At 63.1% G+C, this 14924-nt stretch carries 15 protein-coding genes; 7 read left to right on the top strand and 8 right to left on the bottom strand.

What is annotated here, in order from left to right:
- Positions 1-22 precede the first annotated feature (22 nt).
- Entirely contained in the window at positions 23-1915 is a 1893-nt protein-coding gene (locus FHW96_RS06695) for an FAD-binding monooxygenase (RefSeq protein WP_172339772.1), read from the bottom strand.
- A gap of 271 nt (positions 1916-2186) precedes the next feature.
- Between FHW96_RS06695 and FHW96_RS06690 the strand changes: the two genes are divergently transcribed.
- Positions 2187-2468, top strand: coding sequence for a DCC1-like thiol-disulfide oxidoreductase family protein (locus FHW96_RS06690; protein WP_253950791.1), 282 nt, complete (start codon positions 2187-2189; stop codon positions 2466-2468).
- The gene (locus tag FHW96_RS06685) at positions 2465-3181 is read left to right on the top strand and encodes an SDR family NAD(P)-dependent oxidoreductase (protein WP_172339770.1); all 717 of its coding nucleotides are present in this window, start codon (positions 2465-2467) and stop codon (positions 3179-3181) included. Before FHW96_RS06690 ends, FHW96_RS06685 begins: the two co-directional genes overlap by 4 nt.
- 20 nt (positions 3182-3201) lie before the next feature.
- Here the strand turns inward: FHW96_RS06685 and FHW96_RS06680 are convergent, their stop codons facing one another.
- The 7 genes from FHW96_RS06680 to FHW96_RS06650 form a co-directional block, all read right to left on the bottom strand.
- The gene (locus FHW96_RS06680) at positions 3202-4722 is read right to left on the bottom strand and encodes a cryptochrome/photolyase family protein (protein ID WP_172339769.1); all 1521 of its coding nucleotides are present in this window, start codon (positions 4720-4722) and stop codon (positions 3202-3204) included.
- 106 nt (positions 4723-4828) lie between these two features.
- Positions 4829-5698, bottom strand: a complete 870-nt coding sequence (locus FHW96_RS06675; protein WP_172339768.1) for an OmpA family protein — start codon at positions 5696-5698, stop codon at positions 4829-4831.
- A 156-nt stretch (positions 5699-5854) separates the two neighbouring features.
- The gene (locus FHW96_RS06670; RefSeq protein ID WP_172339767.1) at positions 5855-7060 is read right to left on the bottom strand and encodes an MFS transporter; all 1206 of its coding nucleotides are present in this window, start codon (positions 7058-7060) and stop codon (positions 5855-5857) included.
- 9 nt (positions 7061-7069) lie between these two features.
- Entirely contained in the window at positions 7070-8086 is a 1017-nt protein-coding gene (locus tag FHW96_RS06665; protein WP_172339766.1) for a zinc-dependent alcohol dehydrogenase family protein, read from the bottom strand.
- Between the two features lie 111 nt (positions 8087-8197).
- On the bottom strand, positions 8198-9106 hold the full coding sequence (locus tag FHW96_RS06660; protein WP_172339765.1) for a LysR substrate-binding domain-containing protein: 909 nt from the start codon (positions 9104-9106) through the stop codon (positions 8198-8200).
- Between the two features lie 6 nt (positions 9107-9112).
- The gene (locus FHW96_RS06655) at positions 9113-9523 is read right to left on the bottom strand and encodes a cupin domain-containing protein (RefSeq protein WP_172339764.1); all 411 of its coding nucleotides are present in this window, start codon (positions 9521-9523) and stop codon (positions 9113-9115) included.
- A 97-nt stretch (positions 9524-9620) separates the two neighbouring features.
- Entirely contained in the window at positions 9621-10550 is a 930-nt protein-coding gene (locus FHW96_RS06650; RefSeq protein ID WP_172339963.1) for a LysR substrate-binding domain-containing protein, read from the bottom strand.
- Between the two features lie 111 nt (positions 10551-10661).
- Between FHW96_RS06650 and FHW96_RS06645 the strand changes: the two genes are divergently transcribed.
- The 5 genes from FHW96_RS06645 to benB are packed head-to-tail and all read left to right on the top strand — an operon-like array spanning position 10662 to position 14919.
- Entirely contained in the window at positions 10662-11819 is a 1158-nt protein-coding gene (locus tag FHW96_RS06645) for a muconate/chloromuconate family cycloisomerase (RefSeq protein ID WP_172339763.1), read from the top strand.
- A gap of 5 nt (positions 11820-11824) precedes the next feature.
- Complete coding sequence (catC, locus tag FHW96_RS06640) at positions 11825-12115, top strand: muconolactone Delta-isomerase (RefSeq protein ID WP_172339762.1); 291 nt, start codon at positions 11825-11827, stop codon at positions 12113-12115.
- Between the two features lie 23 nt (positions 12116-12138).
- Complete coding sequence (locus tag FHW96_RS06635; protein ID WP_172339761.1) at positions 12139-13053, top strand: dioxygenase; 915 nt, start codon at positions 12139-12141, stop codon at positions 13051-13053.
- A gap of 13 nt (positions 13054-13066) precedes the next feature.
- Positions 13067-14416: a Rieske 2Fe-2S domain-containing protein gene (locus tag FHW96_RS06630; RefSeq protein WP_172339760.1), complete on the top strand. Its 1350-nt coding sequence runs from the start codon at positions 13067-13069 to the stop codon at positions 14414-14416.
- Positions 14413-14919 carry a benzoate 1,2-dioxygenase small subunit gene (benB, locus tag FHW96_RS06625; protein ID WP_172339759.1) on the top strand — a complete coding sequence of 169 codons (507 nt, stop codon included), beginning with the start codon at positions 14413-14415 and terminating at the stop codon, positions 14917-14919. Before FHW96_RS06630 ends, benB begins: the two co-directional genes overlap by 4 nt.
- The last annotated feature ends 5 nt before the right edge of the window (positions 14920-14924 follow it).

Here is a 14924-nt window from a genome sequence, read left to right as displayed (position 1 = left end):
GATCTCAAGCCTTTTGCCCGCCTCATCCAGCCTCCAATATCCCTGCCATGAATTGCGCCAAGGCGTCATGTCCGTCGAGCGGCAGGACATGGGCCACGAACTGATCCGGGCGGACGAGCACCATGCAGCCCTGATCGCGGTCGATGCCGCGCAGGTTGTAAATGTCCGTCGTCGGGTCTGCGCAAAAGGCCTTTTCATAATCGCGCAGGCCATAGCGCCCCTTGCGCGGCCACAGCAGGCCCGGCAGCGCATCCATCGAGAGCATATCGTGGCGCGCCTGAAACACCGCCCGCACATCAAAGAGGGCATCAATATCCTCCCCCTTGGGTGTATGGCGCAGCAGGGGCGAGGTCGGCTCCATCTCCAGGGCATGACACAGCCGCGAGAGGGCCGCGTCCGGCGTCATCCCATCCCGGTCGGCAAAGAGATAGATCCGCCAGCGCCCGTCCGCCTCAGCCGCATGGCCCAGATGCATAGGCCGCGCGTCGGCCAGTCGGATCACGGGGGCCGAATGAAAACGCATCCCCACGGGGAAGCCTGTGGCCAGATGCTGATGCATGTCCGGCCCGATGAGCAATGAGGACGGATAATGCGTTGCCGTGCCGGCGGTAAAGCGGCCTTGTTTGACAAAATAGCGTTGAAATTCCGCCGGATCGACGCCTTCTTCTCCCTGGGCGCTGCGCGGTTTGGCGCTGAACATTTTGGCAAAGGCGCGGTCAAAGTCGATCAACTCGCGCGCAATCGCCTGCCGCTCGGCGGAATAGGTGTGCAGCAGGTCGGGGCCTGCTTGCGCTTGCAGGACAGCGGCCAGTTTCCAGCCCAGATTGAACGTGTCCTGCATCGACACATTCATGCCCTGCCCAGCCTTGGGGCTATGCGTATGACAGGCATCGCCCGCGATGAACACGCGCGGATGGCGGTTGGCCTCATCGCCTGCGGCCACATCGTCGAACTTGTCGCACAAACGCTGCCCGATTTCATAGACTGACCACCACGCCACCTCTTTCACATCCAGCGTATAGGGATGGAGGATGCGCTGGGCCGCCGCGATCAGGCGGTCCACGGTGATGTTCTTCGCGCTCACCCGCTCATCGGCATCCAATTTGTCCAGTTCGATATAGAAGCGGACCAGATAGCCGCCCTCACGCGGGATGATGAGAATATTGCCATCGTGACTGGAATGGATCGCGCTTTTCAGGCGGATGTCGGGGAAATCGGAATAGGCCAGCACATCCATCACGCCCCAGGCCTGATTGGCCGATTCCCCCTCCAGGGCCCGGCCCAGCCCCTTGCGCACCTGACTGCGCGCGCCATCGCAGCCCACGACATAGCGGGCAGAAACAGTCTGCATCCCTTCATCCCCCGTGGCATCGACCGGTTGCAGGCGCACGATCACCCGCCCTTCGGGGTCCTCCGGCACGGTCAGGTCAACCACACGCAGACCATAGTCAGGCTCCAGCCGGGTCGGGGATTGGCGCATGAGTTCCAGATAGAAATCATGCACCCGCGCCTGATTGAGGATGACATGGGGAAATTCGGAAAGGCCCTCCTCGGTGTCGCGGATGCGGCCATGACGTGCGATGCGGGCGGCGTCTGTTTCGTCAGGCTTCCAGAAGGTGGTTTCGTTGACCCAATAGGCCTCTTTCATCACCCGGTCGGCAAAGCCGAAGGCGTTGAACATTTCCATCGTGCGACAGGCGATGCCATCGGCCTGTCCCAATTGCAGGGGGCCGGATTTCTGCTCGACGATGCGGGTGCGGATGGTGGGGAAACGGGAGAGCTGAGCTGCGAGCGTCAGCCCGGCCGGGCCGCAGCCCACGATCAGGACATCAACCTCATCGCGCGATTCGCAGGGCGCGGCGGCGGGCATGAGGGCCGGATCGCCTTTGTGAAAACCATTTAGATGGAATTGCATACTCGCGCGCTCCTGTGAGTCGTGGCCGGGGAATAGTCATCGGCTTTGAATATAAGAAGTATACTTCCTATATTGTCTTGTCAATGTTGCTGTGGAGTGGCGCGCCTGTGCCCGGAGTATCCCTTCCCGAAAAGTCAGGTCGCCTTCAACGCGCAGCACGCGCAAAAAAGCACCCATGGTCGCTGCTCACGCTCCCTCCCTGACGCGATGCGCTGTCCTTACCGTTTGGTATGACGGCGCATGTCCGCTGTGCCTGCCCGAGATCGCGCTGATGCGCCGATGGGATCGTGATGGCCTGATTACCTTCATCGATCTGACCGACCCGGCCCAGCCCTGCCCGCTCGACCGACGGCTGATGCTCGAACGTTTTCATGCCCGGCAAGGCGATGTGATCTATGATGGTGCTGCCGGTTTTGCCGCCATGTGGCGCGCCATTCCGCGCTTGCGTCTGCTTGGTCAGGCGGCGCGGTTTCCCCCGTTACTCTGGTTGCTGGAGGCGGCCTATCGCGGGTTTCTAAAGCTCCGCCCGATGCTGCAAGGCTGGCTGCGATGAGCGTGGCGGCGGTTTTCGGCGCGGGCGGGGCGATTGGCCACGCGCTGGTGGAACGTCTGGCGACGTCGGGTCTCTATCAGCGCATCCACGCCGGATCGCGCCGGACATGTCGCGATTTTGCCCCTTGCGTCTCGCCTTTCACCTTCGACATCACCGACGAGGCCAGCATTGCCGCCGCCGTGGGCGGGATCGAACACGCTCCCGAACTGGTGATCCTGAGCAGCGGCCTGCTGCATGATGCCACGCGCGCCATTGCCCCGGAAAAGTCGCTTCGGGCCATCGATGCCGCCGCGATGGCCCGTGTGCTGGCGGTCAACACTATCGGTCCGGCCCTGATCGCCAAACATATCCTGCCCCGCCTGCCGCGTGACCGGCGGTCCGTGTTCGCGGTGCTCTCAGCTCGCGTGGGTTCGATCGGCGACAACCGATTGGGCGGTTGGCACGCCTATCGCGCCAGCAAAGCGGCCCTTAACATGCTGATCGCCAATTTTGCGATAGAGATGCGCCGCACCCACCCCCATGCGATCCTTGTCGCACTGCATCCCGGCACGGTGGACAGCGCGCTTTCCGCCCCGTTTCAAGGCGCGGTGGCGTCGGGTAAATTGTTTACGGCGCAAACCGCCGCTGCGCATCTCATGGCTGTGATCAACGGGTTGACCACAGCGGACAGCGGCGGATTTTTCGCGTGGGATGGCGCCAGAGTGCCATGGTGACACCAGACGCCAGTTGCCGTTCAGGCAAGTCCGGCCAGAAACGCCTCGGCGTCCTGCTTTAGCTGCTCCTGCTTTTCAGGCGAGAATTTTTCCCATGTCCGCACCATTTGCGCCATGCGCGGATTGCGGCGCAACCGCTCGGCGTGGCGCGCGATGAAATGCCAGTAGAGCAGATTGAACGGACAGGCATTGGCCCCTTCCTTTACCTTCACATCATAAGTGCAGGTCCCGCAATAATCGCTCATCCGCCCGATATAGGCGCCACTGGCCGCATAAGGTTTGCTGGCCAGCAGACCGCCGTCGGCAAACTGGCTCATGCCGATGGTGTTGGGCAATTCGACCCATTCAAACGCATCGGCATAGACGGCCAGATACCATTCGTGGAGCTCATGGGGATCGATGCCCGCCAGCAAGGCGAAATTGCCGGTAATCATAAGACGCTGGATATGATGGGCATAGGCTTCCTCGCGCGTTTGCATGACGCAGGCGCGAAGGCAGGCCATGGGCGTATCGGCGCTCCAGTAAAAACCGGGCAGCGGTCGATGGGCATCAAGCGCATTGGAGCGCGCGTAGTCTGGCCCGCGCCACCAATAAATGCCCCGAACAAATTCGCGCCACCCGATGATCTGGCGAATGAACCCTTCGGCGCTGTTGAGCGGCACTCGCCCCGCGCGCCATTCGGCCTCTGCGGCCTGACACATGGCCAAGGGATCGAGCAGGCCAAGATTGAGATAAGCCGACACCGCCGAATGGCACAAAAACCGGTGGTCGATCAACATGGCATCCTGATAGCGCCCAAAATCGCGCAGGCCATGGCGCAGGAAATGGGCAAAGGCGGCCTCGGCCTGCGCCCGGTCTGTAGCGAACCAGAAGGGCGAGAGATCACCGAAATGATCGGGAAAGCGGCGCTGCACCATGTCCAGCACCTCGCCCGTTATCGCATCAGAGGCAAATTGCATCGGCTGTGGCAGGCCCAGTGCGCCGGGCGGCGGGGCGCGATTGTCGGCATCGAAATTCCACTGTCCCCCGGCGGGCGCTTCGCCCTCCATCAACAGGCCGGTTTTGCGGCGCATCAACCGATAGAAATGCTCCATCCGCCCGCCGCCGCCGGGCCGCAACCGCCCTTGCGCCCAAACGGCAAAACCATGGCGATCGGCCAGAAAGCGCTCGTCGGGCAGCAGAGTGGCGGCGGGCCATTTCTCTATATCCTGCATCAGCCGCCATTCGCCCGGCTCTGTGACGATGACATCGGCCGTGGCATGGCGCGCGCAGGCCCGCATCACTTCGCCGCGCAGGCTGCCGGTGTTGGCCGGATCATCCAGCGTGATGTAATCCACATGCCAACCATCCGCGCGCAATTCGGCGGCGAAATGGCGCATCGCGGCCAGAACCAGCGCAATCTTCTTCTTATGGTGCCGCACATAGGTGGCTTCACCCATGACCTCGGCCATCAGCACCACATCGCGCGCGCGATCCGCCGCCCGCAACGAGGAGAGCGTGCGTGTCAACTGATCGCCAAGAACCAGAACAATCCGTTTCATCAGGCCGGATTAACCCGCCCACGCCCTGCGTGAAGCCTGACCTGATGGGCAAATGGGTCGAACCGGCCATCCCCTTTTGCGGAAATGGCCGGTTCAATCGCCCCCCTTAAACCCCGTCGACCGCCTTGCTGACCAGCACATTGACCGAAACGCGGCGGTTCTGCGCCTTGCCTTCGGGCGTGTCATTGCTGGCCAGAGGATCGGCCTTGGCCATGCCGGTCGGGGTCAGCATGCGATAGGGCTTCCAGTGGCACGCCTGCTGGAGATAGTTGATCACGCTGCTGGCGCGCTTTTCGCTCAGCGTCTGGTTGAAATCGTCGCTGCCGGTCGCGTCGGTATAGCCCACCACCAGCAGGAGCGCATTGCTGACACCTTCTGCCTGGCTGGCCGCGTTGCAAAGCTCGGCCTTGTCCTGCGCCGAGAGCACCGCCTTGCCGGTGTCGAAATGGACATTGGTCGTGCTCTTGACGTTGTAATTATCAATATCGGCCATACGCCCGCGCAACGCCTCGGTCGCCGCCTCGTTGGAGGCAAAGCGCTGATCGGTGCCATGGCGGACCATATTCGCCATCTTCAGGTCGCCTTGACGCAGCGTGATCTGGCTGGCCAGCAGGCCGCCGGGAAACTGCATCGTGCGCACCGTCACGGGCAGACCGTTGAGCAGCGCCCCGCCGTCCATCTTGTTGCTGCCGAACAGGCCCTTGCTGGCCTTGATCACGGTGGATTCGTTATAGGCGATCACCGACTTGGTGCCGTCGGGGCCGGTCACCTGCACCCGGTTTCCGCCGCGCGCCGAGATGAAGCCCTTGATCTCAGGCCCCGGCGTCATTTGCGAGGCATCCGGGATCGGGGTGCCGTTGACGGTGATATCAGCCTTGGCAGCATCGGGCTGCTGGGCCGCAAGACCGGTCGACATGGCAACAGCGCTGGTGGCCAGCAGAACAAGAATTCCCGACTTTTTGGACATGACACGCATCACACAACTCCTTTTCAGATTTCGCACCAGAGCGGCGTGTCAGTTCGATCATTTCTCGCAGATGAAGGTTGCATTCAAGCAGCAGTCAGGGAGGACAGAGCGGTTACAACTTGCGACGAATTGCGTCTGGACAGGGTATTTTTGACCCATATCGACTCATCTTTTGCTCCCCTCAGGCACGCAAAACAGCCCGAGCAAGCCCGAAAGGAGCAGCAAAAGCGCGGCCAGTGCGAAACTTGCCCGATAGCCCAGATGATCGAACAGCACGCCGCCCACCGCCGCGCCCAGGGTGATCGCCATCTGGATCACCGCCACCATCAGGCCGCCGCCCGCCTCGGCATCATCGGGCAAGGCGCGGGCCATCCACGCCCACCACGCCACAGGCGCCGCCGTGCCGATACAGCCCCACAGCGCCAGCAAAACGCCCGTGGCCAGAGGTTGATGGCCCCAGCGGATCAGACCCAGCGCCACCAGAGCCAACAGAACCGGCATCACCAGCAAGGTGCCCAGCAAGGACCGCGCGACAAACCGCCCGATCACCGCATTGCCCACCAGCCCCGCGCCACCCAGGCCCAGCAGGATCAGCGAGAGGGTCGAGATCCCTACGCCGGTGACATGCTCGAGAAACGGGCGGAAATAGGTGAAGGCCGCGAATTGCCCCATGAAGAGCAGGGCCGTGGCCGCCATGCCGATGGCCACTTTGGGCTTGCGCAAGATGCCGAAAACCCCCGCCTGATCCGCCGCCATCGGCGCGGGCAAGCTGGGCAAGGCGAAGTATTTCCACGCAAAGGTCAGCGCGGCCAAGGGCACGACCACAAAGAAGGCCCCGCGCCACCCGATATATTGACCCAGAAAACTGCCCAAGGGCGCAGCGAAGGTGGTGGCCAGCGCATTGCCGCCATTGAGCAGCGCCAGCGCGCGCGGCACATCGCGCGCGGGCACAAGGCGCATGACCGTGGCCGCCGACATCGACCAGAAACCGCCGATCACCACACCGATCATCGCCCGCCCGACCATCAGGACCATGAAATTGGGCGCCGCCGCCACCACCACGCCCGACGCCGCCATCAGAGCAGTCAGCCCCATCAACAGATGCCGCCGGTCCACCCCCGCGCTGAGCCGCGCGACGCACAGGCTGGTAATGACGGCAAACAGGCCGGAAATGGCGATCGCCTGCCCCGCCGTGCCCTCCGAAAGCGCAAGGTCGCGGGCGATGGGGGTGAGCAGGCTGACCGGCATGAATTCCGAGGCGATCAGCGTGGAAACGCACAGCGTAAGGGCAAAAACCGCGCTCCATCCGGGCTGCGGGTCGCGCAGGTCCGACCGGATATCGATCAGGGCGGCGGGGGCAGGATTGGACATGGTTTTCCTTTACGGGCGCAAAATGGCCTTGATCGCGCGGCGTTCATCCATCGCACGATAGGCATCGGCTACTTGCGAGAGCGGCAGGTCGAGGTCGAACACAAGGCCGGGGTTGATCGCCTTGGCCCACACCTTGTCGATCAGATCGGGCAGATAGCGGCGCACCGGCGCGGGGCCGCCATGCAGATGGGTATGGGCAAAGAACAGATCCTCGCCGCGCAATTGCACGCCATGAGGCACACCGACAAAGGACGTATAGCCGCCCGGACGCACCGCCTTGATCGCCTGATCCATGCTTTGCTGGGTGCCCACGCATTCCAGCACACTGTCCGCGCCGACGCCCTTTGTCATGTCGCGGATAATGGCCACGCCTTCCTCGCCGCGCGCATCCACAATGTCGGTTGCGCCGAACTGGCGGGCGATGGCCTGGCGGGCGGGGTGTCGGCTCATGGCGATGATGCGTTCGGCGCCCATCAGCCGCGCCGACAGCACCGCGAGCAGCCCCACCGCCCCATCGCCCACCACCACCGCCGTGGCGCCGGGCCCGACCTGCGCCGCATCGGCGGCGAACCAGCCGGTGCCCATCACATCCGACACGGCCAGCAGGCTGGGGATCAGATCGGCGCCGGGCGTCTCGGGCGTGGCCACCAGCGTGCCGTCGGCCATCGGCACGCGCAGCAGCGGCGCCTGCGCCCCGCCCACGAATTCGCGGTTCTGGCACGATGACTGATAGCCGTTACGGCAATGCGGACAGGTGTTGTCGCTGGCAAAGAAGGAGCCGATGACGAACTGACCGGGGCGGATCGAGGTGACGGCGCGGCCAACTTCCTCAACCACGCCGCAATATTCGTGGCCCATGGGTGTGGGTTGGCCGTAATCCTGAATGCCCCGCCACGGCCACAGGTCCGACCCGCAGACGCAGGCCGCCGTCACGCGGATAATGGCATCGGTGGGCTGCTGGATGATCGGATCGGGCACATCCTCGAAACGGACATCGCCCGCGCCGTAAAGCACGGTAGCGTACATGGGACAACCTTTGCGTTGGGAGACAGGCCCCTTTTTAGCGCCCGTCGCCCCGCCGCATCAGCCCCCGCGCATTCCATGCGGCGTTGAGCAAATTTCATCAAAGGCTGAAAATCAAAACCCCAAAGGCCGCATCTCGCGGATCAGTTCGACCAGCAGGCGCAGCCCCACCGGCAGATTGCGCCGCCCCGGATAATAGATGTGCAGCGCAGGCCCGGGCGATACCCAATCAGCCAACACCTGTTGCAAGGCGCCGCTGGCCAGATGATCGGCCACACTGTTTGCCGGCACATAAATCAGCCCGCCCCCGCCCAGCGCCATGCCCACAGCAAAGGAGGTGGAATTATGCGTCACCGGCCCCGGCACGCTCAGATTGAGGATCTCCTCGCCCCGCTCGAATTCCCAGCGATAGGTGCGGTCATCGCCCAGACGCACCTGAAGACAGCGGTGCACGGCCAGATCGCGGGGATGGAGCGGCACCCCGAATTGCGCAAAGTAGGCGGGCGATGCGGCAATCGCCCATTGCACATCGGCGCTGATCCGCTGGGCGATCATGTCATCGGGCACCGTTCCGCCAAATCTTATGCCCGCATCGAACCCTTCGTCGAACACATCCAGCAGTCGATTATCGACACAGATATCGAGCTCAACATCGGGCCACCTTCGGTTAAATTCGGGCAGCACCGGGGCCAGCACCATATTGGCCACCACATCGGGCACATTGAGCCGAATCCGCCCGCGCGGCGTATGGCGATGGCGGTTGAGCACATCCTCGGCGGCCAGCACCGCCGCAAAAGGAGCGCCCAGCCCGGCCAGCAGATCCTCGCCCGCCGCGCTCAGCGTCACCGAGCGATTGGTCCGGTTGACCAGCTTGACGCCCAGCCGCTCCTCCAGTCCCTTCAGGGCATGGCTGAGCGCCGAGGCGCTGACGCCCAGTTCCAGCCCCGCCTGGCGAAAATTGCGGTGGCGAGCAATGGCGATAAAGGCGGCAAGATCCGCAAGATCGGTTCGGGCAAAGGCCATGGGGGCCTATACCGCGTTCAGGCCGCCAAGGTAATCCTCCTGACTCACATGCTCCAGCCAGTGGACCGGCGTGCCGTTCAGCGATTCCTGCACCGCAATATGAGTCATGGCGGTGGTGCTGGTCGCGCCATGCCAGTGTTTATGGCCCGGCGGACACCAGATGACATCGCCCGCACGGATGATATGCACCGGCTCGCCCTCGCATTGGGTCCATCCGCAGCCCGCCGTCACGATCAAGGTCTGGCCCAGCGGATGGGTGTGCCATGCGGTGCGCGCGCCCGGCTCGAAAGTGACCGCAGCGCAGGAATGGCGCGCCGGCTCTGGCGCGACATTGAGCATGTCGATCCGCACCGCCCCGGTAAACCAGTCGGCAGGGCCGATTTGCGAAGGGATCGATCCGGCAGGTTTGAGCAACATCGGCCATTTCCTCAAAAATTGACAAGGCCCGCGATTAGCATACCGACATCACGCGATTGAGATGCAAAGCGCTTCACGCCGCGTTGAACGCTTTTCATCATGCCCCGCCGGATACGCGCAGGCCCGCCGGCACGCCATAGCCCCATTCCTCATACATGCGCGCGATGACCGATCCCATCAGTTCCAGTTCGGGCGAGGTATCCCCGGCGCGATGGCTCATGATGATGGGCGAGGTCGCCGGTTCGGCCAGTTCGCGATAGGCGACATCGTGGCTGCGCGCGCGGCGCACCGATTCCGGCACGATCGCGATGCCCTCCTCGGCGGCGACCAATCCGATGGCAATCTGCAATTCGCGCGCTTCATGGACGATGCGCGGCTCGATGGCATGGTCGCGGAACAGCGAAATCACCTGATCGGCATAGCTGGGGCGCGGCGAGCGCGGATAGAGGATCTGCGGCTCATCGGCCAATTCCTTGAGCGAGACCGGTCCCGCCTGCCGGGCCAGCGGGTGGTCCATCGGAAAGGCCGCGATCAGCCGTTCATGGCGCAGGATGATCCGGCGCACGGCGGGATCGTCGAAACGTATCCGGCCAAAACCGATGTCGATCCGCCCGTCTTTAAGCGCGGCGATCTGATCCAGCGTGGTGCTTTCCACCATCACCAGTTCGACATCGCTGGCCGCCTTGCGAAATTCGCGGATCAGTTCAGGCAGGCGCGCATAGATGGTCGAGGCAACAAAACCCAGCACCAGCCGCCGCCGCTTGCTGGTGGCCGCCGCGCGCACCATGGTTTGCAGATCCTCCATCCGGGCCAGCATCTGGAGGGCCTGCGAATAGAGCAGCTTGCCCACCGGCGTCAGCCGCAGGGGCCGTGCGGTGCGGTCCAGCAAGGATGAGCCGACATCGACCTCAAGCTGTTGTATCGCGCGCGACAGGGGTGGCTGAGCGATATGCAGCCTTTCGGCCGCGCGGTGGAAATTGCCCTCTTCGGTCACGGCGACGAAGTAGCGCAGGAGCCGCAAATCGATCATTTCATACCTCACAGGTATCAGGCTGACACCGCATTGATCTTTGCCGAAGGGCGCCGGAAAAACTACCAAGATCCCCAAGTCAACTAATCCTTACGGAGAGTCGCCGCAATGGCTACCCTGGATCTTTCCGATACCTATATCGTCGATGTGCCGACCATCCGCCCGCATGTGCTGGCCATGGCCACCATGCATTACCAATCGATGGTCATCGTCCGCCTGATCGATGCCGATGGGGTCGAAGGGATCGGCGAAGGCACCACCATCGGCGGCCTGAGCTATGGCGAGGAAAGCCCCGAAAGCATCAAGTCGGCCATCGACGCCTATATCGTCCCGGTCCTGCAAACCTGCGACATTGCGCAGGTGGGCGCGACGATGGCCAAGGTGGCCAAATGCGTGCGCGGCAACCATTTCGCCAAATGCGCGGTGGAAACGGCGCTGCTCGATATGGCGGGCAAGCGTCTGGGCGTGCCCGTTTCTGAGCTGATCGGCGGCGGGCGGCGGCGCGAGAGCCTGCCGGTGGCATGGACGCTGGCCAGCGGCGATACGGCGCGCGACATTGCCGAAGGCGAGGAAATGCTCGACCGGCGCCGCCACCGGATCTTCAAACTGAAGATCGGCAAGCGCGAGGTGCGCGAGGATGTTGCCCATGTCGGCGCTATCTGCAAAGCGCTGGGCAATCGGGCCAGCGTGCGGGTCGATGTCAACCAGAACTGGAGCGAAGCCCAGGCCAAGCTGGGCATGGCGATGCTGCATGATGTGGGCTGCGAACTGGTCGAACAGCCGATTGCGGGCGATGACATTGCCTCCATGGCGCGCCTGTCGCAATCGCAACCCGTGGCGCTGATGGCCGACGAGGCGCTGCACGGGCCACGCAGCGCGATGCGCATCGCCTCGGCCCATGCGGCGGGCGTCTTTGCGCTGAAGATCGCGCAATCGGGCGGGCTTTTCGCCACCGCCGAGGTCGCCGCCATCGGCGCGGCATCGGGCATCGGCCTCTATGGCGGCACGATGCTGGAAGGCGGCATCGGCACCATCGCCTCGGCCCATGTTTTTGCCACGCTGCCCGAACTGGCATGGGGGACCGAGCTGTTCGGCCCCCTGCTCCAGACCGAGGAAATCCTGTCCGAACCGCTGGCCTATGGCGATTTCTCGCTGAGCCTGCCGCAAGGCCCCGGCCTGGGCGTCACGCTCGATGCAGACAAGCTGGCGCACTTCCGCCGTGATCGCGCCGCCCCCACCCTTCACCCCATCGGCGCAGGAGCCTGAACCCCATGCTGTTCATGGTCGAAATGGACGTCAACATCCCCCACGACTTTGACCCGGTCGAAGCGGACCGGATCAAGGCCGAGGAAAAGGCCTATTCCCAAACGCTTCAGGCATCGGGCGTATGGCGCCATATCTGGCGCAAGGCCGGGCTCTATTCGAATGTCTCGATCTTTGACGTCGAGAGCAATGCCGCGCTCCACGATCTGCTGATCGCGCTGCCGCTTTACCCCTTCATCACCATGACGGTGACGCCGCTGTGCCGCCATCCTTCGGCCATCCATGAGGATGACCGTTAACCACTTTACCGGGAGAGTATAAAATGGACGTTAGCTTCGTAAAAACCCCCGAAATTCAGCAGTTGCTCGACCGCGCCGCAGGCCTGAACGAGAGCGGCGGCAATCCCCGTTTCAAGGCCATCATGCGCGACCTGTTTCAGTCGGCGATGGAACTGATCGTGCGCCATGATATTTCGGAAAGCGAATTCTGGCTGGCGATGAAGTTTCTGGCCGATGGCGCGGGCGAAATCGGCCTGATCGTGCCGGGCACCGGCATCGAGCATTTCCTCGACCTCTACATGGACGCCAAGGATGCCGAAGCAGGCCTGACCGGCGGCACGCCGCGCACCATCGAAGGCCCGCTCTATGTCGCAGGCGCCCCGCTGGTCGAGGGCAATGTGAACCTGAGCACCGACCCCGACGAAGGCACGCAGGTGCTGCACATGACCGGCGCCGTGACCGGGCCGGATGGAGAACCTGTCCAGAATGCCATTCTTCACGTCTGGCACGCCAATTCGCAGGGCTGGTATTCGCATTTCGACCCCACCGGCGAGCAGACCCCCTTCAACAACCGCCGCCGCATCAAGCTGGGCGGGGACGGGCGCTATGCCTTTCATTCCAAGCAGCCGAGCGGCTATTCCGTGCCCCCGCAGGGCGCGACCGATCAGCTGATGCAGGCGCTGGGCCGCCATGGCAACCGCCCCGCCCATGTCCATTTCTTCATCGAGGCGCCCGGCTATCGCACGCTGACCACGCAGATCAATTTCGGCGACGATCCCTTTGCCGCCGACGATTTCGCCTTCGGCACCCGCGAGGGCCTGCTGCCCGTGCCCAACCGTCAGGGCGATGCGGCCTATATCGCCTTCGATTTCCAGCTTCAGCGCGCCCATGACGCAGGCGATGAAGGCTTCTCCTCGCGCAGCCGGGCGCAGGCCCAGCCCGCCGTCGAAAACGCCTGAGGGGAGAGGGACCATGGACGAAGGCCTGATCCAGCGTATTGCCGGCGCCGTGGTGGATGATCCGGCAACCGGCATCTTCCGTTGCCGCCGCGATGTTTTCACCGACCCGGAGCTGTTCGAACTGGAGATGAAATATATCTTCGAGAGCAATTGGGTCTATCTGGCCCATGAAAGCCAGATCGAGAACAAGAATGACTATCTGACGGCGTGGATCGGGCGCACGCCGGTGATCCTGAACCGGGCCAAGGATGGCGCTCTGAACTGCCTGGTCAATGCCTGCGCGCATCGCGGCGCGAAACTGTGCCGTCGCAAGCGGGGCAATCAGCCGCTTTTCGTATGTCCCTTCCACGGCTGGAGCTTCAAGACCGACGGCAAGCTGCTGCGCGCCAAGGACGCCAGCACCGGGGCCTATCCCGATAGCTTCAACCATGAAGGTTCGCATGATCTGACCCGCGTGCGGGTGGAAAGCTATCGCGGCTTCATCTTCGGCTCGCTCAACCATGATGTCCTGCCGCTTGCCGATCATCTGGGCGAGGCCAAGGTCATCATCGACCAGATGGTCGATCAGGCGCCTGAAGGGCTCGAAGTGCTGACCGGCAATTCGACCTACACGTTCGATGGCAATTGGAAGATGCAGATGGAGAATGGCTGTGACGGCTATCACGTCAGCTCGGTCCACGAAAACTATCAGTCCACCATGGGCCGCCGCGCCGAGGGCGGCACCAAGGCGGTCGACGCCAATGGTTGGTCCAAGGCTCCGGCCAGCGGGGTCTATGGCTTTGAACATGGCCATATTCTGCTCTGGACCCAGGTGCTGAACCCTGAAGTGCGCCCCGTGTGGCATCTGAAAGATCAGCTTGAGGAACGCCTCGGTGCAGACCGGGCGCGGTTTATTCTGGAGCAGACGCGCAATCTGGCGCTCTATCCCAATGTGTTCCTGATGGATCAGTTCTCCACCCAGATCCGCGTGGTGCGCCCCATCGACGTCCACACCACCGAAGTCACGATCTATTGCTATGCCCCGCGCGGCGAAAGCTCCGAAGATCGCGCCCATCGCATCCGGCAATATGAGGATTTCTTCAACGTGTCGGGCATGGGCACGCCCGATGATCTGGAGGAATTTCGCTCCTGCCAGTCGGCCTATGAGGGCGCAGGCGGCCTGTGGAATGACCTGAGCCGGGGCGCCTCCCGCTGGATCGCGGGGCCTGACGCCAATGCCGCCGCGATGGGCATGAACCCCCTGCTGTCGAGCGAGCGCAGCGAGGACGAGGGCCTGTTCGTGCGCCAGCATGAATTCTGGGCGCAGATCATGATGGAGGGCCTGACCCGCGACGGCCATGCGATGATGGAGGCGGCGCAATGACAATCGCCCTCGAACAATCCCTGTCCTATGCCGAAATCTGCGCCTTCCTCTACCGCGAGGCTCGGCTGCTGGATGACCGCGATTTTGACACGTGGCTGGAATGCTATGCTGAAAATTCCGAATATTGGATGCCGGCATGGACCGACGATGACGCGCTGACCACCGACCCGCAGCGCGAGATCTCGCTGATCTATTACGCCAACCGCAAGGGGCTGGAGGACCGGGTCTATCGGCTCAACACTGAACGCTCCTCGGCCAGCACGCCCGAGGCGCGCACGGCCCATTTCATCGCCAATGTCGAGGTGTTGGGGCATGGCGAGGGAACGCTCGACCTGCGCTATAACTGGCACACGCTCAGCCATCGCTATCAGCAGACCGCGCAGTTTTTCGGGACCACGTTCCTGACGCTGGACACGAGCGGGGCGGCGCCCAAGATCCTGAAGAAGAAGATCGTGTTGAAAGACGATTATATTCATCAGGTTATCGACATCTACCACGTCTGAGGAGC

Source organism: Novosphingobium sp. SG751A (assembly GCF_013149295.1).
In the GTDB taxonomy this organism is placed as follows: domain Bacteria; phylum Pseudomonadota; class Alphaproteobacteria; order Sphingomonadales; family Sphingomonadaceae; genus Novosphingobium.
Note: the sequence above shows the minus strand (reverse complement) of the source record. Positions and strands in the feature narration are given on the sequence as shown.

Excerpts from the sequence above, each read along its gene's own strand:
- FHW96_RS06645 (WP_172339763.1), top strand. The coding sequence starts at position 10,662 with ATGGCTACCCTGGATCTTTCCGATACCTATATCGTCGATGTGCCGACC.
- FHW96_RS06655 (WP_172339764.1), bottom strand. The coding sequence starts at position 9,523 with ATGTTGCTCAAACCTGCCGGATCGATCCCTTCGCAAATCGGCCCTGCC.
- FHW96_RS06675 (WP_172339768.1), bottom strand. The coding sequence starts at position 5,698 with ATGCGTGTCATGTCCAAAAAGTCGGGAATTCTTGTTCTGCTGGCCACC.
- FHW96_RS06630 (WP_172339760.1), top strand. The coding sequence starts at position 13,067 with ATGGACGAAGGCCTGATCCAGCGTATTGCCGGCGCCGTGGTGGATGAT.
- FHW96_RS06660 (WP_172339765.1), bottom strand. The coding sequence starts at position 9,106 with ATGGCCTTTGCCCGAACCGATCTTGCGGATCTTGCCGCCTTTATCGCC.
- benB (WP_172339759.1), top strand. The coding sequence starts at position 14,413 with ATGACAATCGCCCTCGAACAATCCCTGTCCTATGCCGAAATCTGCGCC.
- FHW96_RS06670 (WP_172339767.1), bottom strand. The coding sequence starts at position 7,060 with ATGTCCAATCCTGCCCCCGCCGCCCTGATCGATATCCGGTCGGACCTG.
- catC (WP_172339762.1), top strand. The coding sequence starts at position 11,825 with ATGCTGTTCATGGTCGAAATGGACGTCAACATCCCCCACGACTTTGAC.
- FHW96_RS06680 (WP_172339769.1), bottom strand. The coding sequence starts at position 4,722 with ATGAAACGGATTGTTCTGGTTCTTGGCGATCAGTTGACACGCACGCTC.
- FHW96_RS06635 (WP_172339761.1), top strand. The coding sequence starts at position 12,139 with ATGGACGTTAGCTTCGTAAAAACCCCCGAAATTCAGCAGTTGCTCGAC.
- FHW96_RS06690 (WP_253950791.1), top strand. The coding sequence starts at position 2,187 with ATGCGCCGATGGGATCGTGATGGCCTGATTACCTTCATCGATCTGACC.
- FHW96_RS06665 (WP_172339766.1), bottom strand. The coding sequence starts at position 8,086 with ATGTACGCTACCGTGCTTTACGGCGCGGGCGATGTCCGTTTCGAGGAT.
- FHW96_RS06695 (WP_172339772.1), bottom strand. The coding sequence starts at position 1,915 with ATGCAATTCCATCTAAATGGTTTTCACAAAGGCGATCCGGCCCTCATG.
- FHW96_RS06685 (WP_172339770.1), top strand. The coding sequence starts at position 2,465 with ATGAGCGTGGCGGCGGTTTTCGGCGCGGGCGGGGCGATTGGCCACGCG.